This is a genomic window from Microbacterium sp. NPDC055903 (assembly GCF_053615555.1).
In genome coordinates, this window is record NZ_JBSHCA010000002.1 from 143,509 (window position 1) to 167,186 (window position 23,678).

The window sequence follows — 23,678 nt, forward strand, 5'->3', positions numbered from 1 at the left end:
GGTCGCTGAGCGGGACGTGCTCGCGGAGCCGATGTCCGTGGCCCCTCGTAGACTTGTCCGGTGCCCATCGTCCCCGTCTCCAGTCCAGGAAAACTCAGTGTCCGCGGTGCCCGCGTCCACAATCTCAAGAACGTCGACATCGACATCCCCCGCGACTCGCTCGTCGTGTTCACGGGCCTGTCGGGGTCCGGCAAGTCGAGCCTCGCGTTCGACACGATCTTCGCCGAGGGGCAGCGTCGCTACGTCGAGTCGTTGAGCGCATACGCGCGTCAGTTCCTCGGGCAGGTCGATCGGCCCGATGTCGACTTCATCGAGGGCCTCAGCCCCGCGGTCTCCATCGACCAGAAGTCGACGAACCGCAACCCGCGCTCGACCGTGGGGACCATCACCGAGATCTACGACTACATGCGCCTGCTGTGGGCACGCATCGGCATCCCGCACTGCCCGGAGTGCGGTGAGCGGATCCAGCGGCAGACGGTGCAGCAGATCGCCGACCAGCTCATGGAGCTGCCAGAGCGCACGCGCTATCAGATCGTCGCGCCGGTGGTCTCGCAGAAGAAGGGAGAGTTCGTCGACCTCTTCCGCGAGCTCGGCGCCAAGGGGTACTCGCGGGCGATCGTCGACGGTGACCTGATCCAGCTCGCCGAGCCGCCGACGCTGAAGAAGAGCTACAAGCACGACATCGCCGTCGTCGTCGATCGCCTCGTCGCGTCCGACGACATCCTCGGCCGGGTCACGGACTCGGTCGAGACGGCTCTGGGCCTCGCCGGCGGGGTGGTGCAGATCAACTTCGTCGACGAGGAGGGCGACGACGCCTGGCAGTCCTTCTCCGAGAAGCTCGCATGTCCCAACGGCCACGCGATCACGCTCACCGAGATCGAGCCGCGCACGTTCTCCTTCAACGCGCCGTTCGGCGCCTGCCCGGCCTGCTCGGGCCTGGGCACGCGGATGTCGGTGGACATCGATCTCATGCTCGGCGACGAGGACCTCTCGATCCGTGAGGGCGCCATCATCCCGTGGACGACGCAGGGCAAGGGGCTGTTCCAGTACTACGAGCGGCTGCTCGAAGGGCTGGCACGCGATCTCAACTTCGACCTCGACACGCCATGGCGCGACCTGCGCGTCGATGTTCAGGATGCGATCCTCCGCGGTGACAACTACAAGGTCACCGTGAAGTGGAAGAACCGGTACGGGCGGGAGATGCGGTACGCATCCGGGTTCGAGGGCGTCGTGCCGTACATCGAGCGTCAGTACGCGCAGGCCGAGAGCGACACGCAGCGTGCGCGCTGGGGCGAGTACCTCCGCGAGGTGCCGTGCCCGGTGTGCGACGGCAACCGGCTCAAGCCGGAGGTGCTCGCCGTCAAAGTGCACGGTCACTCGATCGCCGAGGTCTCGCATCTGAGCCTGGCTGATGCCCGTGCGTTCATGGAGACCCTCACGCTGACCGATCGCGAAGCGAAGATCGCGGCCCAGGTTCTGCGCGAGATCCGCCTGCGCCTCGACTTCCTCCTCCAGGTCGGGCTCGCCTACCTCAACCTCAGCCGGTCTGCGGGCTCGCTGTCCGGTGGGGAGGCGCAGCGCATCCGGCTCGCGACCCAGATCGGCTCAGGGCTCACCGGAGTTCTGTACGTGCTCGACGAGCCCTCGATCGGATTGCACCAGCGGGACAACCGCCGACTGATCGAGACGCTGCTCACCCTGCGGGATCTGGGCAACACCCTCATCGTCGTCGAGCACGACGAGGAGACGATCGAGGCGTCCGACTGGGTCGTCGACATCGGACCAGGCGCCGGCGTCAACGGCGGCGAGGTCGTGCACTCCGGGCCCTTCGCCGCCCTGATCGGGGAGACCGCATCCATGACCGGCGATTATCTCGCCGGCCGCAGGGAGATCCCGACGCCGCGCAAGCGCCGGAAGGTCGATCGCCGTCGCATGCTCAAGGTCGTCGGCGCCAGGGAGAACAACCTGAAGAACGTCGATGCGGAGTTCCCGCTCGGCGTCCTCACCGCCGTCACCGGCGTGAGCGGGTCCGGCAAGTCCTCGCTGGTGAACGACATCCTGTACCGGGTGCTCGCCTCCAAGCTGAACGGCGCGCGTTCGCTCGCAGGCAAGCACACCCGGGTGACCGGGCTCGACAACCTCGACAAGGTGATCCACGTCGACCAGGCGCCCATCGGCCGCACCCCGCGCTCGAACCCGGCCACGTACACGGGCGTGTTCGACCGCATCCGGACGCTCTTCAGCGAGACGCCGGAGGCGAAGGTGCGCGGCTATCAGCCTGGCCGGTTCAGCTTCAACGTCAAGGGCGGTCGCTGCGAGGCGTGCTCCGGCGACGGCACGATCAAGATCGAGATGAACTTCCTGCCGGATGTCTACGTCGACTGCGAGGTGTGCCACGGCAAGCGGTACAACCGCGACACCCTCGCCGTGCACTACAAGGGCAAGAACATCGCCGAGGTCCTCGAGATGCCCATCGAGGAGGCGGCGGAGTTCTTCGAGCCCATCCAGGCGATCCACCGCTATATGAAGACGCTCGTGGACGTGGGGCTCGGTTACGTCCGTCTCGGCCAGTCGGCGACGACCCTCTCAGGTGGCGAGGCGCAGCGCGTCAAGCTCGCCACCGAGCTCCAGCGGCGCAGCAACGGCCGCAGCATCTACGTGCTCGACGAGCCGACCACCGGTCTGCACTTCGAAGACGTCCGCAAGCTCCTCGAGGTGCTCAACGGACTGGTGGACAAGGGCAACACGGTCGTCGTCATCGAGCACAACCTCGACGTCATCAAATCCGCGGACTGGGTGATCGACCTCGGTCCCGAGGGCGGATCGGGCGGGGGAGAGATCCTCGCCACGGGCACGCCCGAGCACATCGCAGCGGTCGAGGAGAGCCACACCGGACAGTTCCTGGCGGAGATCCTCGGCGGGGGGCGCCAGGCGCGGAAGGCCGGCTGATGGCCGACGTGCTGCCCTACAAGCCCAAGCAGGGCGAGATCCCCACGGATCCGGGCGTCTATCGCTTCCGCGACGCGCAGGGCCGCGTGCTGTACGTGGGCAAGGCCAAGAATCTCCGCCAGCGGCTCTCGAACTACTTCGCACCGCTGCGGACGCTGCATGAGCGCACTCGGCGGATGGTGACGACGGCGGCGTCCGTCGAGTGGACCGTCGTGCCGACGGACGTGGACTCGCTCCAGCTCGAGTACATGTGGATCAAGGAGTTCGATCCGCCGTTCAACGTCCGGTACAAGGACGACAAGTCCTACCCCTTCATGGCCATCACTCTGGCAGACGAGGCGCCGCGCGTCATCGTCACGCGGAACCGCCGCATTCCCGGCGCCAGGTACTTCGGCCCGTACCCCAAGGTCTGGGCGGTGCACGAGACCATCGACCTGATGATCAAGGCGTTCCCCATCCGCACGTGCAGTGACGCGAGCTACAAGCGGGCGATGCAGACGGGGCGGCCGTGCTTCCCCGGTCAGATCGGGAAGTGCGGCGGGCCGTGCTCGATGACCGTGACGATCGAGGAGCACCGCGCCATGGTCGACGATTTCGTCGCCTTCATGGCCGGTGGCGACGAGCGGTTCACGCGCGAGCTCACCCGTCGGATGCGGGAGGCCTCGGCCGCCATGGATTATGAGTCGGCCGCCAAGTACCGCGACAAGCTCGGCGCCATCGAGGCGGTGCTCGGCAAGAGCTCGCTCGTGCTCCCGGCGGATGAGGACGCAGATCTCTTCGGGATCGCCGAGGACGAGCTCTCCGCCGCCGTGCAGCACTTCGTGATCCGCGGCGGGCGTGTCAGAGGCGTGCGCGCCTCGACGATCGAGAAGGAGATCGACCTCACGACGGCCGATCTCGTCGATCAGGTGCTGCAGCGCGTCTACGGCGAGGCGGCGGACGGCGAGATCCCGCGCCGCATCCTGGTGCCCGCGCTTCCCGAAGACACGGCCGAGCTCGAGGAATGGCTCCGCGGTCGGCGCGGGCGTCGGGTCGAGGTTGCCGTCGCCCAGCGCGGCCAGCGGGCCGACCTCATGCGCACCGCCACGCTGAACGCGCAGCAGGCTCTGATCAGGCACAAGACCAAGCGCACGAGCGATTACGTCGCCCGGACCCAGGCGCTCACCGATCTCCAGGAGGCGCTCGATCTCGATGAGGCGCCGCTGCGCATCGAGTGCTACGACATCTCGCACCTGGGCGGCACGAACGTGGTCGCATCGATGGTGGTGTTCGAGGACGGCCTGCCCCGCAAGGATCAGTACCGGTCCTTCAACATCGCCGAGACGACAGACGACACCGACTCGATGTATCAGGTGCTGCGGAGACGACTGGCGTACCTCGACGCGCCAGAGGAGACGGATCCGGCGGATCGGGCGCCGGACCCGTTCAGTGACGAGCCGGTCGAGACGACGCGCAGGAGGCCTCGCTTCGCGTACCCGCCCCAGCTGCTCCTGGTCGACGGCGGCAAGCCGCAGGTCGAGGCCGCGGCGCGCGCGCTGAGGGATGCCGGTCATCCCGAGATCGCGCTGTGCGGCATCGCCAAGCGGCTCGAGGAGATCTGGCTGCCGGGGGAGGACTATCCGGTGATCCTGCCGCGCACGAGTGAGGCGCTGTATCTGCTGCAGCGGCTTCGCGACGAGGCGCACCGCTTCGCGATCACGCACCAGAGGGCGCGTCGGAAGCGCGACATCACCAGTGTGCTCGCGGAGGTTCCGGGATTGGGAGCCGCGAGGATCAAGGTGCTCCTCAAGCATTTCGGGTCCGTCGCACGGCTGAAGTCTGCGGCCATCGAGGAGATCCAGGAGGTGCAGGGCATCGGCCCCGCGCTGGCGGCGAGCATCCACGGGCACCTCGCGAATCGGTAGGGTGGGAAGTACGGGAGGGAGAACCGATGGCAGAGGCGGACGAGGGCCAATTCCTCATCGTCACAGGGATGTCCGGCGCCGGCCGTTCGACGGTCGCCAACGCGCTGGAGGATCTCGGCTGGTACGTCGTCGACAACCTTCCGCCCCAGATGCTCCGACCGCTCCTGGATCTCACGGATCTCGGCGGCGGGGCTCTCCCGAAGGTCGCTGCCGTGGTCGATGTCCGCGGGCGCACCCTCTTCGATGAGCTGCCGGATGTCGCTCGCGCGCTCCGTTCGCGCGGATCCGTCCAAGTGCTCTTCCTCGACGCATCCGATGACGTGCTGGTCCGCCGCTTCGAGTCCGTGCGCCGCCCGCATCCGCTGCAGGGCGACGGCACCCTTCTCGACGGGATCCGCGTGGAGCGCTCGCGCCTCACACTCGTGCGTGAGGCCGCGGATATCGTCATCGACACCTCCAGCCTCAACATCCACCAGCTCGCAACGAAGACGACGGAGATCTTCTCGGAAGAGGGCGCTGCGCGTCACCGCCTCACTCTGCTGAGCTTCGGCTTCAAGTACGGCCTTCCCACCGACGTCGATCTCGTGGCGGACATGCGCTTCCTCCCGAATCCGTTCTGGAACGAGGAGCTCCGAGGTCAGACCGGGCAGGACGAGCCGGTCCGCGACTATGTGCTCTCCCGTGAGGGAGCGCTGCCGTTCCTCGACGCCTACTCCGAGGCCCTCGTCCCGGTGCTCGAGGGCTATCAGCGCGAGAACAAGAGCCACTCGACCGTCGCGATCGGCTGCACGGGAGGCAAGCATCGTTCGGTAGCGATGGCGGAGGAGCTCGCCCGCCGTCTTTCGAACATCCCCGGTGTCGCGGTCAACGTCCGGCACCGGGATCTCGGACGCGAGTAGGGCCTCCGAGGCAGGTGGAAACCCCGCGAGCCGAGTAGGCTTGTCCTTCGCGCCGCGATCCGGCGCGAAGAGCGAAAAGGAGTCTCGTGGCACTCACCACCGACGTCAAGGCAGAGCTGGTCGCCATCCGGAACGCACCCCCGACGGTGCGCGTCGCGGAGGTCACCGCCATCCTCCGGTTCGCCGGAGGGCTGCACTCGATCGCCGGACGGGTCGCCGTCGAGGCCGAGGTGGATGCCGAGATACTCGCGCAGCGTGTCGCCCGCGATCTGGCCGAGATCTACGGCGTGCGGCCCGAGATCGCGCAGGTCCAGTCCTCGAGCGCCAACGACGGCGCGCGCTGGGCGGTGCGTGTGATCGCCGCGGGGGAGACCCTCGCCAGGCAGACGGGCCTTCTCGACCAGCGTCGTCGCGCCGTGAGGGGCCTGCCCAACCGGCTCACCACGGGCTCGCGCGAGGAGATCGCCGGACTGTGGCGAGGGGCGTTCCTCGCCGCGGGTTCGCTCTCCGAGCCAGGACGCTCCGCGCAGCTCGAGGTGGTCTGCCCGTCGTCCGAGGCGGCCATGGCACTCGTGGGCGCCGCACACCGACTCGGCGTCGCCGCCAAGGCCCGTGAGGTCAGGGGCATGCCGCGTGTGGTCGTGCGCGAAGGCGAGGCGATCCGATCCATCCTCACCCAGATGGGTGCGGGCAGGACCGCGGCGGCATGGGAGGAGATCCGCCAGCGCCGCGAGGTCCGCGCGGGCGTGAACCGTCTCGTCAACTTCGATGACGCCAATCTGCGACGTTCGGCTCAGGCCGCGGTCGCGGCATGCGCGCGCGTGGAGCGCGCCCTGGAGATCCTCGGCGAAGAGGTCCCCGATCACCTCAAGGTCGCGGGCGAGCTGCGTCTCGCGCACCGCGACGCCAGCCTCGACGAGCTCGGCCACCACGCCGATCCGCCGCTGACGAAGGATGCCGTCGCCGGTCGCATCCGCAGGCTGCTCGCCATGGCCGACAAGCGTGCGCAGTCCGAAGGCATCCCCGGCACGGAAGCCGCGGTCCCGGTCGGCATCGACGACTGAACTCCGCGTCGTTCTCCGTCATCTCGCGGGAAGGTTCGGCGCCGCAGCGCGGTTGTCGTCACTAGGATGGAGATCGTCCGCTCCGCGCCGCATCTCGGCGTCGCGGAGGACCGGCAAGCGCCGCGGCGCGGCGCGGATTGGATGAAAAGCGACATGGCTGTTTACACGCTCCCTGACCTTCCCTACGACTTCGCAGCTCTCGAGCCGCACATCAGCGGCAAGATCATGGAACTGCACCATGACAAGCACCACGCGACCTACGTGGCCGGTGCGAACGCGGCCCTCGAGGCTCTGGCCGAGGCGCGCGAGACCGGAAACCTCGCCAACGTGAACAAGCTCGAGAAGGACCTCGCGTTCAACCTCGGCGGTCACGTGAACCACTCGATCTTCTGGACGAACCTCTCGCCGAACGGCGGCGGCGAGCCCGAGGGCGAGCTGAAGGCCGCGATCGAGGAGTTCTTCGGCTCCTTCGAGAAGTTCCAGGCGCACTTCACCGCCAACGCACTGGGCATCCAGGGCTCCGGCTGGTCGGTGCTCAGCTGGGACACGATCGGTCAGCGCCTGATCATCCAGCAGCTGTTCGACCAGCAGTCCAACACCGCGCAGGGCACCGTCCCGATCTTCCAGCTCGACATGTGGGAGCACGCCTTCTACCTCGACTACCTCAACGTGAAGGCCGACTACGTCAAGGCCGCGTGGAACATCGCCAACTGGGAGAACGTCGCCCAGCGCCTCGATGTCGCCCGTAAGCAGACCAACGGCCTGCTGGTACTGTCGTAATCAAGACGGGCGTCCCGACGGGACTTCATTCCCGTCGGGACGCCGTCGTCCACGAATCTCCACCAACACCGCGCGAAAGCGCATGAGAAACATCGGGAGACCTGAGTGTCTGTCAAGATCGGCATCAACGGCTTCGGCCGCATCGGACGCAACTACTTCCGCGCGGCGCTCGCGCAGGGAGCGGACCTGGAGATCGTTGCCGTCAACGACCTCACGGACAACAAGACCCTGGCGCACCTGCTGAAGTACGACTCCGTCGGCGGCGTGCTCGACGCGGAGATCAGCTACGACGACGACAGCATCACCGTCAACGGCAAGGAGATCAAGGCGTTCGCCGAGCGCGACCCCGCCAACCTTCCGTGGGGCGAGCTGGGCGTCGACATCGTCATCGAGTCGACCGGCTTCTTCACCAAGGCGGAGCTCGCCAAGAAGCACATCGACGCGGGTGCCAAGAAGGTCCTGATCTCGGCCCCCGGCACGGGTGTCGACGCGACGTTCGTCATGGGCGTGAACGAGGACAGCTACGACCCGGCCGCGCACCACATCATCTCCAACGCCTCCTGCACGACGAACTGCCTCGCGCCGCTCGCCAAGGTCTTCAACGACGAGTTCGGCATCGAGCGCGGCTTCATGATGACCGCGCACGCATACACGGCCGACCAGAACCTGCAGGACGGCCCGCACGGCGACCTGCGCCGCGCACGCGCCGCCGCGATCAACATCACCCCGGCATCGACCGGTGCCGCCAAGGCCATCGGCGAGGTCCTGCCGGAGCTGAACGGCAAGCTGAGCGGTTCCTCGTACCGCGTGCCGGTTCCCACCGGCTCGATCGTCGATCTCACGCTGATCGCGAACCGCGACGACCTGACGGCCGACGAGGTCAACGCCGCGTACCAGAAGGCCGCCGCCGACGGTCGCCTGGCCGGCTACCTCCAGTACAACGCCGACCAGATCGTCTCCAGCGACATCGTGCACAACCCGCACTCCTCGATCTTCGACTCGACGCTTACCAACGTCAGCGGCAACTTGGTGAAGGTCTCGAGCTGGTACGACAACGAGTGGGGCTACTCCAACCGTCTCGTCGACCTGACCGAGTACGTGGCCGAGCGTCTCTGAGAGCCGCGAGAACCGAATATGTCTCTGCGCACCCTGGATTCCCTGGGGTCGCTCGAGGGCAAGCGCGTCATCGTCCGTTGTGACCTCAACGTCCCCCTGAGGGACGGGGTCATCACGGACGATGGCCGTGTTCGCGCCTCGTTGCCGACCCTGAACGCACTCCTCAACGCGGGAGCCCGCGTCATCGTCACCTCGCACCTCGGTCGTCCCGACGGTGCCCCCGATCCCCAGTACAGCCTCGCGCCGGTCGCGCAGCGGCTGTCTGAGCTGCTCGGAAAGCCGGTCGCGTTCGCGCGCGACACGGTGGGCGAGTCCGCTCAGGAGGCCGTGGCTTCGTTGGAGGACGGCGGCATCGCCGTCGTCGAGAACCTCCGCTTCAACGCGGGGGAGACCTCGAAGGACGAGACCGAGCGACGAGCCTTCGCCGAGCAGCTGGCTGCTCTCGGCGACGTGCTCGTCTCCGACGGCTTCGGCGTCGTGCACCGCAAGCAGGCCAGCGTCTACGAGCTCGCGCAGCTCGTGCCCTCCGCTGCAGGGCTGCTCATCGCGGCTGAACTGGATGTGCTCGACCGTCTGACCGAGAGCCCGGAACGTCCATACGCGGTCGTGCTCGGCGGTTCGAAGGTCAGCGACAAGCTGGGCGTCATCTCGCACCTGCTGCCGAAGGTCGACCGTCTGCTCATCGGGGGAGGCATGCTCTTCACCTTCCTGAAGGCGCAGGGCCACGACGTCGCCTCGAGCCTGCTCGAGGAGGACCAGCTCGACACCGTCCGCGGGTACATCGCCGAGGCCGCCGAGCGCGGTGTGGAGATCGTCCTGCCGACGGATGTCGTCGTCGCCGCCGCCTTCGGCGCGGATGCGGCGCACGAGGTCGCTTCTTCCGACGCGATCGCGCAGACCGCCTTCGGAGCATCCGGCATCGGGCTCGACATCGGACCGGAGACGGCCGCCGCCTTCGCGGACGCCGTCCGCGGCTCGAAGACGGTGTTCTGGAACGGCCCGATGGGCGTGTTCGAGTTCCCGGCCTTCGCGGCGGGCACCAAGGCCGTCGCGCAGGCGCTCACGGAGGTGCAGGGTCTCGGTGTGGTCGGCGGCGGAGACTCCGCAGCGGCCGTGCGTCAGCTCGGCTTCTCGGACGACCAGTTCGGTCACATCTCCACCGGTGGTGGAGCCAGCCTCGAGTTCCTCGAGGGCAAGAAACTCCCCGGCCTGGAGGTGCTCGGATGGGTGTGAACTCGCGTACCCCGCTGATCGCGGGCAACTGGAAGATGAATCTCGACCACCTGCAGGCGGTTGCGACGGTGCAGAAGCTGCACTGGACGCTGAAGGACGCAGGTCACGAGAACGGTTCGGTCGAAGTGGCGGTCTTCCCGCCGTTCACCGACATCCGAAGCGTTCAGACGCTCATCGACGCCGACAAGATCCCCTTCGCCCTCGGCGCACAGGATCTTTCGGCGCATGACTCCGGTGCCTACACCGGTGAGGTGTCCGGCGCGTTCCTCGCGAAGCTCGATGCCGGCTACGTCATCATCGGTCACTCGGAACGGCGCGAGTACCACGCCGAGTCCGACGAGGTCGTCGCGGCCAAGGTCAAGGCGGCGCTGAAGCACGGGCTCGTGCCCGTGATCTGCGTCGGCGAGACGGCGGAGGACCTGGAGAAGTTCGGTGCGAGCGCCGTGCCCGCGGGTCAGTTGAAGGCCGCCCTCGACGGGGTGCCGGCATCCGTCGACATCGTCGTCGCGTACGAGCCGGTCTGGGCCATCGGCTCCGGCCAGGCCGCGACGCCGCAGCAGGCTCAGGACGTCTGCGCCGCGTTGCGCGGTGTGCTGGCCGAGACGCTGGACGAGGATGCCGCGGCGCGCACGCGCATCCTCTACGGCGGTTCGGTGAAGTCGTCCAACATCGCCAGCTTCATGCGGGAGCCGGATGTCGATGGAGCACTCGTCGGGGGCGCGAGCCTCGTCGTCGACGAGTTCGCCGCGATCGTCCGCTACCAGAAGCACGTCGGCGTGTGAGTGCAGCGGGGCTGCGGCCCCGCTGCACCGTATACTTGAGCGTTACGCGGGCATTCTGCCCCAGCGAAAGGTTTTTGACTCGTGCAAGTTCTTGAGTTCGTCCTGCAGGTCGTGCTGGGAATCACCAGCGTTCTGCTGACCCTCCTCATCCTGCTCCACAAGGGACGCGGCGGCGGTCTGTCCGACATGTTCGGCGGCGGCATGTCGACCGCGGTCGGTTCTTCCGGGCTCGCCGAGCGCAACCTCAACCGGTTCACCGTGATCCTCGCGCTGGCGTGGTTCGTCTCCATCGTGGCGCTGGGTCTCATCACGAAGTTCGAGGTGATCTGATGGCCACGGGAGGAAACGCGATCCGCGGCACCCGTGTGGGCTCCGGCCCGATGGGGGAGCAGGACCACGGCTACCATGCAGATCGCATCGCCGTGTCGTACTGGGACGGCCTCGGCAACGAGACGGTCCGGTATTTCGCCGCAGGTCTCCCCGAAGAGGAGATCCCGGAGACGATCGATCACCCGCAGTCCGGTCTTCCCGCCGGGCGCGACAAGGCGAACCCGCCTGCCCTGTCGAAGACCGAGCCGTACAAGACGCACCTGGCCTATGTGAAGGAGCGTCGCACCGACGAGGAGGCCGTTCAGCTCCTCGAGGATGCGCTGACGCAGCTTCGCGAGCGTCGCGGTCAGGCCTGAGAACGCTGTGACGGAACCGCCGTGCCCTTCCGGGTGCGGCGGTTCCGTCGTTCCGCGATCGCGAGGGCGGCAGCGCCCCCGGCGATCAGCGCTGCCGCGGACGAGGCGAGCAACACCGAGAAGCCCGATCCTGTCTGCGCCAGCGGATCCTGAGACGGAGGCACCGCGCCGACCACTTCGGTGAGCGTGATGGTGATGGCCAGGTCAGCCGCCGCGCGGGTGGACGACAGGTCCGAACGCGTGTCGAAGGCCACGCGGATCGGCACCCTCCTGCTCTCCCCGGGACCCAGTGTGCCTTCCTGCGCCGTCGGTGCCGCGGTGAGCGCGGCCGCCAGCGCGCGGTCACGCGGATCTGCGTCGTCATCAGCGCTCCAGGCCGATTCGATGGAGAAGGAGGCGGTATCGGCAGAGGCGTTGCGGACCCAGAGGTCGACCTCGAAGCGATCGCCCGGCGCCAGAATCGATGCGCCCTCGAGGAGAGTGAGCTCCGGTCCCTCCGACCACGTGATGCCGTCGGCGCTGAGGCGCAGGAACCCGGCCGGAGCGGCTGCCTCCGCGGGCGTCGCAGGCAGCAGCGTCATGGACAGTGCTCCGAGCAGAATCGCCGAGACGGCCCCGGCGGCGGCCTTCGCGCGGCGTCGCCGCCTGGCATCCTTCATGAGCATCCACGCTCCCCAGCCGATCGCGCTGACGCCGATCACGGTGACGACGATGGACTTGATCGACGGCGTGGCCCAGATCGAGAGATAGCCGAGCCAGGGGATCGCATAGACGACGACGCCGCGGATCTGCACGTCGCGCACCGGTTCCTCGTCGGCGACGTTGTTGTCATCGCCCTTCGTGGTCAGGATCCGCTCCCCGGCTCCGTCGACGCCGGTGCCGACGACGCGATGCGTCACCACCTCCGGTTCGCCGGAGCGCAGCTGATAGGTGATGACATCCCCGACCCGGATGTCGTGGATCGGCGCGTCCCTGACGGCGATGAGCGCACCGGGTGGGATGCCTGGCCGCATGCTCCCGGTGAGGACGGTGTAGCTCTGGGCTCCGAGGACCAGGGGGACGACCACGGTCAGGAAGGCCAGCGCGCAGACGAGGAACAGGACGGCCCAGGTCAGGACCCGCCTGACCTGGCCGCCGCGACGAGCGCTCACGAGATCAGGGTTCCGCATGTCGTCCCGATCGGGAGCACCGTGGCGTTCGCTCCGAAGGCCCGCGAGTTCGGCGAAACCCACGCACCGTTGCCGTTGTTGACGAGTGGATAGACGCGGACGGTGAGCGCGCTCGGCGCGAGGAGGCCGGTGAGCAGATCTCCCAGGACGCCCGAGCTGAGATCGATCGACGTCGTCGTCTGGTCGCGTGTGGTCGATGTCCCATCCGATGAACGGGTGACGACCACGCGGTAGCCCGTCGCACCGGTCACTGCTGTCCACGACACCCTTGCGACGGACACGAGGATGATGGATTGGTTGACGCAGGAGATCGTCGTCGATGCGCTCAGCGTGATTCCGGCGAGGGCGCTCCCCGTGTGCGTGCTCGATGCCGACCAGCGCGCGATCGCGGGCGAGGGGGCGACGCAGAGAAGCCCTCCGATCGCGAGGGCCGCGACCGCCAGCCGGAGTCGTGCGAACCCGCGGCTGCGAGGCGCTGCACGCGTGTTCATCCCGGCGCTCGCTGGGTAAGGGTGAAGACGACGTTCGGAGCCAGGTTCTGCCCCTGGAGCGTCGAGGGCGCCGCCGCAGAGAGCGTGTAGCGCACGCAGACCGTGAGCTGCGCGCCAGGCGACAGCCCTCCCGTCGCCGGGTAGCCTGCCGTGGGCAGCTCAGCGCCCTGGCTGCTGGTGCAGTCGTCCAGTCGGACACTACGTGTGATGTAGGGAGTGAAGGCGGAGGCATTCGTGACGGTCGCCGTCAGTCGCGTGCTCAGGTTCGTGCCCTCTCCGACCACCGTGATGGTCGCGCGCTTCGATACGGTCCCGCCGGGCGAGATGGTTCCCCACGCGGTGCCGCCGTTCCACGTCACCTGGATATCGAGGTTCCCGGTGCGCACGATGCCGACGTCGGCCTCGATGCTGGCCTGCCAGTACGCGGACACGCCGGTCGCCGCCGCGAGGGCCAGGACGACCCCCGCAGCGGTACCGACGAATGCCCTGCGCACTCGCGAGGTCATGAGGTCTCCGTTGTTACGGAGCGACCTGCGTCAGGGTGAGGTCCACGTCGCCGAAGTCGAAGGCGCTGTTGACGAGGTCGCGGTTCGCTGTCGAGGCCGGGAACGTATAGGTCAGGGTGACGGTCGCTGTCGCGCCGTCGTCCGCGACCGTGAGATCCGCCGGGTCGCCGCCCGCGACGGTGACCACGGGGGTGGGGGCCGTCACGCCGGCAGGAAGCGTCGCGCCGTCGAGGACGGCTTCGAGCTCGGCGTGGAGGTTGTCGCCGACGAGCGTGAGCTCCGCGGTCTGCGTGAACGTCACGGTGTCGCCGGGGACGATGCGCACGGTCGTGATGTCCGCGACGGGGGCGGCGGCGCCGCCCTCCGGCGTGAGCGTCCACGCAGGGGCGGCCGCGGCGATCGTGAGGTCCAGGTCACCGGACGTCACGGTTCCGGCGTCCAGCGACTGCTGGGTGGACCAGTAGGCCAGGGTCGTTCCTCCTCCGAGCAGGAGGACGGCTCCTGCGGCGATCGCGACGATCGCCTTGGTGCGTGAAGCATCGCGCCTGGGCGCGGGTGCAGTGGTGTCGTTCATCGTGTATCCCCTCTCCAAAGGCGCACGTGGGTGGCGTGCTTGAGCGTCAGCGTAGCGCTGCGGAGAGGTTCTGGATACCGGTATCTCGCCTAGCGGCAGGTGGCTGCCGCGTCGATCATCGCCTGAGAGGGTTCGCCGTACACGGCGGTGCCGTTGCCGTCGTCGGTGAATCCCATACCGATCGCCCAGGCGGTCGCCCATTCCTCGATGACGTCCTGATCGGAGGAGTCATAGGCGGTCGGGCATTTCACGCTGATCGCATGACCGACCTCGTGAGCGACGAGCGCCTTCGCCCACGCCGCAGGCCATTCCTCGGCGATGTAGTCCGACAGCGCGATCGTGGCGTACCCGGGATCGGCGTACCACCAGGTCGTCCATCCGCCATAGCTGGGCCCGTCGTACCCGGGCACGGTGGCCGACCAATCGAAGTCCAGGAGCAGACCAGGGGCGAGATCGCGAGCGAACGCCTCGATCTCCACGCGCTCGTCCTCGAGCGGCCCCTTCTTCTCCGCGAGCTCGGCGGCCTCGGTGCTCAGGACGGCCGCTGCGGCGGATTCCAGGGCGAGGAAGCGATCGGCGGCATCCTGTGCATCGACCGCGGACGCCGCCAGCGCCGCGGCTTCCCGAAGCGCGATGATCTCAGGGTTGCGCGCGTTGACGTGGGCGGCCTCGAAGCCGCCTGCCGCCGCCGCTGCCTCCTGCACGCCCGAGACGGATGCATCGTCGAGCGCCGATGAGGCATCCTCGACCTCGCCCTGTCGTTTCGCCGCGTCGTCGGCGGTGTCCTCGAGGTCGGCGGTGTCCTGCTGCAGCCTGGTCGTCTCGCCGAGCAGCTCCCAGGGCCAAGACGGCTTCTCGCCCACATCGGGCAGGTCGGTCGCCGCGAGGTCCGCGGCCTTCTCCGCGACACCGTCAGCCTCGACGATCTCCGCTCCCAGCGCCTCGTTCGACGCGGGAGGAAGGAGCGACCCGGTGTCGGCGCGGACGATCTCATCGGCGGCGGCCGTCATGGCGCGCAGGCTCTCGGTGCCCTCCGCCAGCTCGCCTTGCGCCTGAGCGGTGATGTCCGCCGCATCGGTGAAGTCGTCGCGGGCTGCGTCGTAGCCGAGATTCGCGGCCAGCTGTCCGCCTCCGGCCGCGACGAGGGCCACCAGCAACGTCAGTGAGATCCAGAGGGCGCGCCGTGACCTACGCGTACGGCGCGTGCTCTCCGAGGAGAAGACGGACGGAAGCTCGTGACCGCCCGCATCGAGCTGACCGCGCATCGCAGCCCCCGATCGACGTCATGAAGACGATGGAGAGGGGCTGACGAGAATCGAACTCGCGTCATCTGTTTGGAAGACAGAGGCTTTACCATTAAGCTACAGCCCCGGATCCGCGAGAAGAACAACCGCGCGGAGCCGACCGCTCAAGCATAGCGGACAGCCGGGGGTGCTCTTGTCCGTTAGACTCTCCAGGGCTGAATCTGCGCGCGGATTCTCCGGGGCGTAGCTCAGCTTGGTAGAGCGCCCGCTTTGGGAGCGGGAGGTCGCAGGTTCAAATCCTGTCGCCCCGACTCGACACCCAGGCTTCACGTCCGCGCTCCCGCGCGGGAACCACAAGGAGAACACAACAGCATGGCGAACAGCACCGTCGAGAAGCTGACCCCGACCCGGGTCAAGCTCACCATCACGGTCACCCCGGACGACCTCAAGCCCAGCATCGCGCACGCCTACGAGCACATCGCTCAGGACGTGCAGATCCCCGGCTTCCGCAAGGGCAAGGTCCCCGCGCCGATCATCGACCAGCGCATCGGCCGCGGTGCCGTCATCGAGCACGCGGTCAACGAGGGCCTGGATGGCTTCTTCCGCGCCGCGGCGAGCGAGCACAAGCTCCGCATCGTCGGACGTCCTTCCGCGGACATCACCCAGTGGCCCAATGAGAAGGACTTCTCCGGCGACCTGCTCGTCGACATCGAGGTCGACGTCCGTCCCGAGATCGAGGTCCCCTCGTTCGACGGCATCACGCTCACCGTCGACGCGGTCGAGACCGATGAGGCGGCCGTCGACGTCGAGCTCGACCGCCTGCGCGGCCGTTTCGGCACGCTGGTCCCCGTCGACCGCCCCGCCGCGAAGGGCGACTTCGTCGAGCTCGACCTCGTCGCGACCATCGGCGACGCCGAGATCGACCGCGCCGAGGGCGTCTCCTACGAGGTCGGCTCCGGTGAGCTGCTCGAGGGCATCGACGACGCGATCGAGTCGCTGACCGCCGGTGAGGACACCACCTTCCGCTCGAAGCTCGTCGGCGGCGACCACGCCGGCGAGGAGGCGGAGGTCTCCGTCACGGTCAAGGCCGTCAAGGAGCGCGAGCTCCCCGAGGCCGACGACGACTTCGCCCAGATCGCCAGCGAGTTCGACACGATCGCCGAGCTTCGCGAGAGCGTCGCCGAGCGCGTGGGCCAGCAGGGCGTCTTCACCCAGGGCTCGGCGGCCAGGGACAAGCTCGTCGAGACCCTCCTCGAGAAGGTCGAGATCCCCGTCCCGCCGCAGCTCATCGAGGACGAGGTGCACAACCACCTCGAGTCGGAGAACCGCCTGGAGGACGACGTACACCGCGCGGAGGTCACCGAGGCGAGCGAGAAGCAGTTCCGCACCCAGGTGCTCCTCGACACGATCGCGGAGCAGGCCGATGTCCAGGTCTCCCAGGACGAGCTGAGCCAGTACCTGATCCAGTCCGCCGCGCAGTACGGCATGGCTCCGCAGGAGTTCGTCGAGGCGCTGCAGTCGTCGAACCAGCTCCCCGCGCTCGTGGGCGAGGTCGCGCGCAACAAGGCGCTCGCGATCGCGCTCGGCAAGGTCTCCGTCGTCGACACCAACGGCAAGCCCGTCGACCTCAGCGACTTCATCGCTGTCGACGACGAGGACGAGGCTCCGGCCGAGGCTGAGGCCGATGAGAAGCCGGCCAAGAAGCCGGCGGCGAAGAAGGCTCCCGCGAAGAAGGCCCCGGCCAAGAAGGCGGACGACGCCGAGGCTTCGGCCGACGAGAAGGCTGAGAAGGCTCCGGCCAAGAAGCCCGCCGCGAAGAAGGCTCCCGCGAAGAAGGCCGCCGACAAGGCGGAGTGATCGCGAAGCGGTTCTGACGAGGAGGCGGATGCTCAGGCATCCGCCTCCTCGCGTATCCGGGCACGTAGGCAGGAGAAGGCATGAAGAGCTGGGAAGAGCGCATCGACGAGGTCTGGGCCGAGGCATCCGGGACTGTCGTCGCCGCGGAGGTGATCGCCCGCATCGACGAGATCGCCGCGGAGCGCGGCGATCGGGACGCGCGCGCGGTGTTCGAGAGGGCGGGCGCCAGGGATTCCGCTGGCCGGGAGGACGAAGCCGTCGTCCTGTACCGACGCGCACTCGCTCTCGGTCTGGACGACGAGCATCGTCCGCAGGCCGTCGTCCAGCTCGCGAGCTCGCTGCGCAACATCGGCGCTTTCGAGGAGGCGCTCGCTCTCGTCGAGGAGGAGCGGTCGGCGCATCCGGATTCGCCGTACCGGGACGCGGTCGCGGCTGTGCAGGCGCTGACGCTCGCGAGCATGGGGCGCACGGAGAAGGGCCTGTCGATCGCGCTGCTGGCGCTGGTTCCGCACCTGCCGCGCTATCACCGTTCGATGACGGCCTACGCCGAGCAGATCGCCGAACGCGACACCTGATATGCCGACGGCGAACACGGGCTGAGGCGTGCGCCGCCGCCGGTAGATTCGAATCACCGAACACGGAAACAGGAGCTGAAATGGCTGAACCCCTGGTCGCGACGAGCGTCTTCGACAGGCTGCTGAAGGACCGCATCATCTGGCTCGGGTCAGAGGTGCGCGATGAGAACGCGAACGAGATCTGCGCGAAGATCCTTCTTCTCGCCGCAGAGGATCCCGAGAAGGACATCTACCTCTACATCAACTCGCCCGGCGGCTCGATCACCGCCGGAATGGCGATCTACGACACGATGCAGTTCGTGCCGAACGACATCGTCACCGTCGGGATCGGCATGGCCGCCTCGATGGGTCAGCTTCTGCTGACCGCCGGCACCAAGGGCAAGCGCTACATCACGCCGAACGCGCGCGTGCTGCTGCACCAGCCCCACGGCGGATTCGGGGGAACCTCCAGCGACATCCAGACGCAGGCGCAGCTGATCACGTCCATGAAGAACCGTCTCGCCGAGATCACGGCGGCTCAGACGGGCAAGTCGGTCGAGCAGATCAATGCGGACGGCGACCGCGACCGCTGGTTCACGGCAGACGAGGCCCTCGAATACGGCTTCGTCGACCACATCCGCGAATCGGCCACCGATGTCATCGGCGGCGGCGGAACCGACCAGGACGCCAAGTAAGCGGAAAGCGAAGGACAGACATGTACACACCCACCTTCCAGTCCGCGGGCAACCTGCCTTCCAGCCGTTACGTTCTCCCGCAGTTCGAGGAGCGCACGGCATACGGCTTCAAGCGCCAGGACCCCTACAACAAGCTCTTCGAGGACCGAGTGATCTTCCTCGGCGTCCAGGTCGACGACGCCTCGGCGGACGACGTGATGGCGCAGCTCCTCGTTCTGGAGAGCCAGGACTCCGAGCGCGACATCACCATGTACATCAACTCGCCCGGCGGCTCGTTCACCGCCATGACGGCGATCTACGACACGATGCAGTACGTCGCGCCGCAGATCCAGACCGTTGTCCTCGGCCAGGCGGCGTCCGCCGCATCCGTGCTGCTGGCCGCCGGTGCGCCGGGCAAGCGGCTTGCGCTGCCCAACGCCCGCGTGCTCATGCACCAGCCGGCGATGGGTGAGGCAGGCCACGGCCAGGCATCCGACATCGAGATCCAGGCGGCGGAGATCCTCCGCATGCGCACCTGGCTCGAGGAGACCATGGCCAAGCACACCGGCAAGGACGCAGCGCAGGTCAACCGGGACATCGATCGCGACAAGATCCTGTCCGCCGCGGAGGCGCTGGAGTACGGCATCGTCGACCAGGTGCTGACGACGCGCAAGCGCGCCTGATCAGGAGCAGTCCGCGCGAAGGGGCGGCCCGGCATCACGCCGGGCCGCCCCTTCGTGCGTGGGTGACGTCTGCGCGGGTGCGATCCACGGATGCGGGTCCTGGTGGCGCGGCTCTGCTCTTATGAGCAGAGTCACGCGCATGCGCGGGTGCCTCGCTACCCTGGACGGGGAAGGAGGATGCCGTGGAGGAAGAACTCGTGATGGTGCGCGTCGCCGAGCTCTACTACGACGAGGACAAGACGCAGGATGAGATCGGCGCCCTCCTGAAGCTCTCCCGGTGGAAGGTGGGTCGACTTCTCACCCAGGCCAGGGAGCGCGGTATCGTCCGCATCGAGATCGTGCACCCGCGGGCCAGACGCCTGGGGCTGGAGAGGCAGCTCATCGAGCAGCACGGCCTCTCCGCCGCGATCGTCGTCCCGGCTCCCGACGATGACGAAGCCGGTCTGCTCGATCGGGTGGCGCAGGCCGCCGCAGACCATCTGGCCGCGATGCGCCCCGTCCCGAGGACCCTCGGCGTGAGCTGGGGGCGCACACTGCGCGCCGTGGCCGAGGCTCTTCCCGACGGCTGGGCGACCGGCGTGACCGTGGTGCAGCTCAACGGGGGAGTCAGCCTCAATCGGCGCTCGGGCGGAGCCGCCGGGCTGGCCGTGACGATCGCGCAGCGCGCCTCCGGTCAGGTACTGCTCCTGCCGAGCCCGGCGATCCTGGAGCGCGTGGAGACCAAGCAGGCCATCGAGGCCGACCGCACCGTCGCGGCGGTCCTCGAGGCGGCCGCGCACGCGCAAGCATTCCTCTTCACGGCGGGTCCGTGCGATGCGAGTTCCGCGCACGTCGAGAACGGCTACCTCACGGCATCCGATGTCGAGGAGCTGGCTCGACGCGGTGCCGTGGGCGATGTGCTCGGGCGCTACATCGACGCCGACGGCAACGTGGTGGACCCGCAGCTCGACTCCCGGACCGTCGGGATCGGGCTCGACCGGCTGCGCGCGGCGGAGCGGGCGATCTTCGTCACCGCGGGGCGCGCCAAGCACGACATCGCGCGTACAGTCGTCACCAGCGGCCTGTGCAGCGTGCTGGTAACCGATGAGACCACAGCCAGAGCATTGTTGGAGGAACGATGATGACCAAGGAACTCGCCCGCAGGAGCGCGGTGGAGGTGCTCGGAGGCGAACCGGATGACGCGACGCTGCGTCGCTTCCTGCACGGGCTGCCCGGTGTCGACGCGGTCGGGCTGGAGCAGCGCGCCGCGGGGCTCGGCACACGATCCGTGAAGACGAGCTCGAAGGCATGGGCGCTGGACCGGATCATCTCGCTCATCGATCTGACCACGCTCGAAGGGGCGGATACACCGGGCAAGGTGCGGTCGCTCGTCGCCAAGGCCAAGAGCCCTGATGCGTCCGATCCGTCCACTCCGCTCGTGGCCGCGGTCTGCGTCTACGGCGACATGGTGCCGCACGCCGTCGAGGCGCTCGGCGCGCTGCACGGTGATCCGGACGACGGCAGGATCTCGGTCGCCGCCGTCGCGACGGCGTTCCCCTCAGGACGCGCATCGTTGGACATCAAGCTCGCGGACACCGCGGAAGCGGTGGCGGCGGGCGCAGACGAGATCGACATGGTGATCGATCGCGGGGCGTTCCTCTCCGGACGATACGGTCAGGTCTTCGAGCAGATCGCCGCGGTCAAGGATGCCTGCCGGCGAGAGGACGGAAGCTCCGCATCCCTCAAGGTGATCCTAGAGACGGGGGAGTTGAACACCTACGACAACATCAAGCGTGCGTCCTGGCTGGGCATCCTCGCCGGGGGGGACTTCATCAAGACGTCGACGGGCAAGGTCCAGCCGGCGGCGACGCTGCCCACGACATTGCTGATGCTGGAGACCGTGCGCGACTGGTATCGCGCGACAGGCGAACGGATCGGTGTGAAGCCCGCCGGCGGCATCCGCTCGTCGAAGGACGCGATCAAGTACGTCGTCACCGTCGCCGAGACCGTCGGCGAGGACTGGCTGCAGCCGCACCTGTTCCGCTTCGGCGCCTCCAGCCTGCTCAACGATGTCCTGCTGCAGCGCCAGAAGCTCACCACCGGCCACTACTCCGGCCCCGACTACGTCACGATCGACTGAGGAGGACCGTCATATGTCATTCCTGGAATACGCTCCTGCCCCAGAGTCCAAGGCCGTCCTGAACCTCCGCGACAGCTACGGGCTGTTCATCGACGGCGAGTTCGTCGACGGCACAGGGGCGTCCTTCACCACGATCTCCCCGTCCGATGAGACGCGCATCGCCGAGATCGCCGGCGCCTCGGAGGAAGACATCGCCCTGGCGGTCGCCGCCGCACGCCGTGCCTACGAGAAGACGTGGTCGCGGATGAGCGGTCGGGACCGGGGCAAGTACCTGTTCCGGATCGCTCGACTGGTTCAGGAGCGCGCTCGGGAGCTGGCGGTGGCTGAGAGCCTGGACAACGGCAAGCCGATCAAGGAGAGCAGGGACGTCGACGTCCCGCTCGTCGCGGCGTGGTTCTTCTACTACGCGGGGTGGGCGGACAAGCTCGACTACGCAGGACTCGGGGCGAACCCTCGCGCGCTGGGCGTGGCCGGACAGGTCATCCCCTGGAACTTCCCGCTGCTCATGCTGGCGTGGAAGATCGCCCCCGCGCTTGCTGCAGGGAACACCGTGGTACTCAAGCCGGCGGAGACGACTCCGCTCACGGCGCTGATCTTCGCCGAGATCCTGCAGCAGGCGGATCTGCCCGCCGGCGTCGTGAACATCGTCACGGGCGCGGGCGCTGCGGGTGCGGCTCTGGTGCGCCATCCGGACGTCGACAAGGTGGCCTTCACCGGGTCCACGGGCGTCGGGCGCGACATCGCCAAGGCCGTCGCAGGCACCGGCAAGAAGCTGACGCTCGAGCTGGGTGGCAAGGCCGCGAACATCGTCTTCGACGACGCGCCGATCGACCAGGCGGTCGAGGGGATCGTCAACGGGATCTTCTTCAACCAGGGTCACGTCTGCTGCGCCGGAAGCAGGCTTCTCGTGCAGGAATCGATCCACGACGAGGTGCTCGAGCGTCTCAAGAGCCGGCTGTCCACGCTGCGGCTCGGCGATCCGCTGGACAAGAACACCGACATCGGCGCGATCAACTCCGCCGCTCAGCTCGCGCGCATCCGCGAACTGAGCGACATCGGCGAGGCCGAGGGCGCCGAGCGCTGGAGTGCGGAGTGCGCGATCCCGGAGAAGGGATTTTGGTTCGCCCCGACGATCTTCACCGGTGTCGAGGCATCCCATCGCATCGCTAGGGAGGAGGTGTTCGGGCCGGTGCTCTCGGTCCTGACATTCCGCACGCCCGCGGAGGCGATCGCCAAGGCCAACAACACCCCGTACGGGCTGTCGGCCGGTATCTGGAGCGACAAGGGCTCCCGCATCCTCGCCGTGGCCGATCGCCTGCGCGCAGGCGTCATCTGGGCGAACACGTTCAACCGATTCGATCCGTCGAGCCCGTTCGGCGGCTACAAGGAGTCCGGCTACGGCCGGGAGGGCGGACGGCACGGGCTGACCGCCTACCTGAAGGGAGCCTCCGCATGAGCAGGCGTCTGACCGTACCCAAGACGTACAAGCTGGCCATCGGAGGGGCATTCCCGCGGAGCGAATCCGGTCGCACGTACGAGATCCACTCGGCCAAGGGCGACTTCCTCGCCAATGCCGCCAAGGCGTCGCGCAAGGATGCCAGGGATGCCGTGGTCGCGGCGCGTGCAGCGGCGAAGGGGTGGTCCGGCGCTACCGCGTACAACCGGGGGCAGGTGCTCTACCGCGTGGCGGAGATCCTGGAGGGGCGCCGGGCGCAGTTCGTCGAGGAGATCGCGGCCCAAGAAGGCGTCTCCACCGCCGTCGCGGGTGCGCAGGTCGACGACGCCGTCGATCTCTGGGTCTGGTACGCCGGCTGGTGCGACAAGTACGCGCAGGTCGCGGGTAACGCCAATCCCGTGGCCGGTCCGTACTTCAACATCTCTGTGCCGGAGCCCACCGGCGTCGTCGCGATCGTCGCGCCCCAGGAATCCGCGCTGCTCGGTCTCGTCTCCGTCGTCGCGCCCGCTCTGGTCGCAGGGAACACCGTGGTCGTGATCGCCAGCGAGCGCTTCCCGCTCTCGGCGATCAGCCTCGCCGAGGTGCTCGCGACAAGCGATGTTCCGGGAGGAGCCGTCAACGTCCTCACCGGCTCGCCGGCGGAGATCACCCCGTGGCTGGCGTCCCACGCCGACGTCAACGCCCTCGACCTCGCAGGTGCGGGAGAGCTCGACTGGGTCGACTACGAGGTCGCAGCCGCCGAGACGCTCAAGCGCGTACTCCCGCCAGGGGCCGCGGACGCCTCGCCGGCCCGCATCGGCGCCTTCACCGAGACGAAGACCGTCTGGCACACCAAGAGCATGGTGTGATCGTCCCCCTGACACCTCATTCGCGCCAATGCGCGCCGGTGTCCGGGGGAGCGGTTAGGCTCATCAGGAAGATCTCAGGATCCTGAGGAG

At 68.0% G+C, this 23,678-nt stretch carries 23 protein-coding genes and 2 tRNA genes; 19 read left to right on the forward strand and 6 right to left on the reverse strand.

Annotated features, from left to right (window positions below):
* Positions 1-60 precede the first annotated feature (60 nt).
* From uvrA to ACWGJP_RS10070, 10 genes are all read left to right on the forward strand, one after another.
* Positions 61-2,949, forward strand: a complete 2,889-nt coding sequence (gene uvrA / locus ACWGJP_RS10025; protein WP_452329649.1) for an excinuclease ABC subunit UvrA — start codon at positions 61-63, stop codon at positions 2,947-2,949.
* Positions 2,949-4,853 (forward strand): excinuclease ABC subunit UvrC, encoded by a 1,905-nt coding sequence (uvrC, locus tag ACWGJP_RS10030; protein ID WP_452329650.1) that lies wholly within the window; start codon positions 2,949-2,951, stop codon positions 4,851-4,853. Before uvrA ends, uvrC begins: the two co-directional genes overlap by 1 nt.
* Positions 4,854-4,879: 26 nt before the next feature.
* The gene (rapZ, locus tag ACWGJP_RS10035) at positions 4,880-5,752 is read left to right on the forward strand and encodes an RNase adapter RapZ (protein ID WP_452329651.1); all 873 of its coding nucleotides are present in this window, start codon (positions 4,880-4,882) and stop codon (positions 5,750-5,752) included.
* Between the two features lie 86 nt (positions 5,753-5,838).
* Positions 5,839-6,816 carry a DNA-binding protein WhiA gene (gene whiA, locus ACWGJP_RS10040; RefSeq protein ID WP_452329652.1) on the forward strand — a complete coding sequence of 326 codons (978 nt, stop codon included), beginning with the start codon at positions 5,839-5,841 and terminating at the stop codon, positions 6,814-6,816.
* Positions 6,817-6,969: 153 nt separating this feature from the next.
* The gene (locus ACWGJP_RS10045; protein ID WP_452329653.1) at positions 6,970-7,596 is read left to right on the forward strand and encodes a superoxide dismutase; all 627 of its coding nucleotides are present in this window, start codon (positions 6,970-6,972) and stop codon (positions 7,594-7,596) included.
* A 105-nt stretch (positions 7,597-7,701) separates the two neighbouring features.
* Entirely contained in the window at positions 7,702-8,712 is a 1,011-nt protein-coding gene (gene gap, locus ACWGJP_RS10050) for a type I glyceraldehyde-3-phosphate dehydrogenase (RefSeq protein ID WP_452329654.1), read from the forward strand.
* An 18-nt stretch (positions 8,713-8,730) separates the two neighbouring features.
* Positions 8,731-9,945 carry a phosphoglycerate kinase gene (locus tag ACWGJP_RS10055; RefSeq protein ID WP_452329655.1) on the forward strand — a complete coding sequence of 405 codons (1,215 nt, stop codon included), beginning with the start codon at positions 8,731-8,733 and terminating at the stop codon, positions 9,943-9,945.
* Positions 9,936-10,727, forward strand: a complete 792-nt coding sequence (gene tpiA / locus ACWGJP_RS10060; protein ID WP_452329656.1) for a triose-phosphate isomerase — start codon at positions 9,936-9,938, stop codon at positions 10,725-10,727. The genes ACWGJP_RS10055 and tpiA overlap by 10 nt, the downstream gene beginning before the upstream one ends.
* A gap of 81 nt (positions 10,728-10,808) precedes the next feature.
* On the forward strand, positions 10,809-11,057 hold the full coding sequence (gene secG, locus ACWGJP_RS10065; protein WP_452329657.1) for a preprotein translocase subunit SecG: 249 nt from the start codon (positions 10,809-10,811) through the stop codon (positions 11,055-11,057).
* The gene (locus ACWGJP_RS10070) at positions 11,057-11,413 is read left to right on the forward strand and encodes an RNA polymerase-binding protein RbpA (protein WP_452329658.1); all 357 of its coding nucleotides are present in this window, start codon (positions 11,057-11,059) and stop codon (positions 11,411-11,413) included. The genes secG and ACWGJP_RS10070 overlap by 1 nt, the downstream gene beginning before the upstream one ends.
* On the opposite strand, the gene ACWGJP_RS10075 is transcribed toward ACWGJP_RS10070, so the two are convergent.
* The 6 genes from ACWGJP_RS10075 to ACWGJP_RS10100 form a co-directional block, all read right to left on the reverse strand.
* Positions 11,404-12,564, reverse strand: a complete 1,161-nt coding sequence (locus tag ACWGJP_RS10075) for a signal peptidase I (protein ID WP_452329659.1) — start codon at positions 12,562-12,564, stop codon at positions 11,404-11,406. The two genes, ACWGJP_RS10070 and ACWGJP_RS10075, sit on opposite strands and share 10 nt — an antisense overlap.
* Positions 12,561-13,073 carry a hypothetical protein gene (locus tag ACWGJP_RS10080; RefSeq protein ID WP_452329660.1) on the reverse strand — a complete coding sequence of 171 codons (513 nt, stop codon included), beginning with the start codon at positions 13,071-13,073 and terminating at the stop codon, positions 12,561-12,563. Before ACWGJP_RS10080 ends, ACWGJP_RS10075 begins: the two co-directional genes overlap by 4 nt.
* Positions 13,070-13,579 carry a hypothetical protein gene (locus tag ACWGJP_RS10085; RefSeq protein WP_452329661.1) on the reverse strand — a complete coding sequence of 170 codons (510 nt, stop codon included), beginning with the start codon at positions 13,577-13,579 and terminating at the stop codon, positions 13,070-13,072. Before ACWGJP_RS10085 ends, ACWGJP_RS10080 begins: the two co-directional genes overlap by 4 nt.
* 13 nt (positions 13,580-13,592) lie before the next feature.
* Complete coding sequence (locus ACWGJP_RS10090; RefSeq protein WP_452329662.1) at positions 13,593-14,153, reverse strand: alternate-type signal peptide domain-containing protein; 561 nt, start codon at positions 14,151-14,153, stop codon at positions 13,593-13,595.
* A gap of 89 nt (positions 14,154-14,242) precedes the next feature.
* The gene (locus ACWGJP_RS10095; protein WP_452329663.1) at positions 14,243-15,418 is read right to left on the reverse strand and encodes a hypothetical protein; all 1,176 of its coding nucleotides are present in this window, start codon (positions 15,416-15,418) and stop codon (positions 14,243-14,245) included.
* A 35-nt stretch (positions 15,419-15,453) separates the two neighbouring features.
* Positions 15,454-15,524 (reverse strand) — tRNA-Gly (locus tag ACWGJP_RS10100).
* Positions 15,525-15,634: 110 nt separating this feature from the next.
* Between ACWGJP_RS10100 and ACWGJP_RS10105 the strand changes: the two genes are divergently transcribed.
* From ACWGJP_RS10105 to ACWGJP_RS10145, 9 genes are all read left to right on the forward strand, one after another.
* Positions 15,635-15,708, forward strand: a tRNA-Pro gene (locus tag ACWGJP_RS10105).
* 61 nt (positions 15,709-15,769) lie between these two features.
* Positions 15,770-17,254: a trigger factor gene (gene tig, locus ACWGJP_RS10110; RefSeq protein WP_452329664.1), complete on the forward strand. Its 1,485-nt coding sequence runs from the start codon at positions 15,770-15,772 to the stop codon at positions 17,252-17,254.
* An 80-nt stretch (positions 17,255-17,334) separates the two neighbouring features.
* Positions 17,335-17,829, forward strand: coding sequence for a tetratricopeptide repeat protein (locus ACWGJP_RS10115; protein ID WP_452329665.1), 495 nt, complete (start codon positions 17,335-17,337; stop codon positions 17,827-17,829).
* A gap of 80 nt (positions 17,830-17,909) precedes the next feature.
* Positions 17,910-18,503 (forward strand): ATP-dependent Clp protease proteolytic subunit, encoded by a 594-nt coding sequence (locus tag ACWGJP_RS10120; protein WP_452329666.1) that lies wholly within the window; start codon positions 17,910-17,912, stop codon positions 18,501-18,503.
* Positions 18,504-18,523: 20 nt separating this feature from the next.
* Entirely contained in the window at positions 18,524-19,165 is a 642-nt protein-coding gene (locus ACWGJP_RS10125; protein WP_452329667.1) for an ATP-dependent Clp protease proteolytic subunit, read from the forward strand.
* A gap of 182 nt (positions 19,166-19,347) precedes the next feature.
* Positions 19,348-20,286 carry a sugar-binding transcriptional regulator gene (locus tag ACWGJP_RS10130; protein WP_452329668.1) on the forward strand — a complete coding sequence of 313 codons (939 nt, stop codon included), beginning with the start codon at positions 19,348-19,350 and terminating at the stop codon, positions 20,284-20,286.
* On the forward strand, positions 20,286-21,284 hold the full coding sequence (gene deoC / locus ACWGJP_RS10135) for a deoxyribose-phosphate aldolase (protein ID WP_452329669.1): 999 nt from the start codon (positions 20,286-20,288) through the stop codon (positions 21,282-21,284). The genes ACWGJP_RS10130 and deoC overlap by 1 nt, the downstream gene beginning before the upstream one ends.
* Before the next feature lie 13 nt (positions 21,285-21,297).
* On the forward strand, positions 21,298-22,740 hold the full coding sequence (locus tag ACWGJP_RS10140; protein ID WP_452329670.1) for an aldehyde dehydrogenase family protein: 1,443 nt from the start codon (positions 21,298-21,300) through the stop codon (positions 22,738-22,740).
* Positions 22,737-23,588 carry an aldehyde dehydrogenase family protein gene (locus ACWGJP_RS10145; protein ID WP_452329671.1) on the forward strand — a complete coding sequence of 284 codons (852 nt, stop codon included), beginning with the start codon at positions 22,737-22,739 and terminating at the stop codon, positions 23,586-23,588. Before ACWGJP_RS10140 ends, ACWGJP_RS10145 begins: the two co-directional genes overlap by 4 nt.
* The last annotated feature ends 90 nt before the right edge of the window (positions 23,589-23,678 follow it).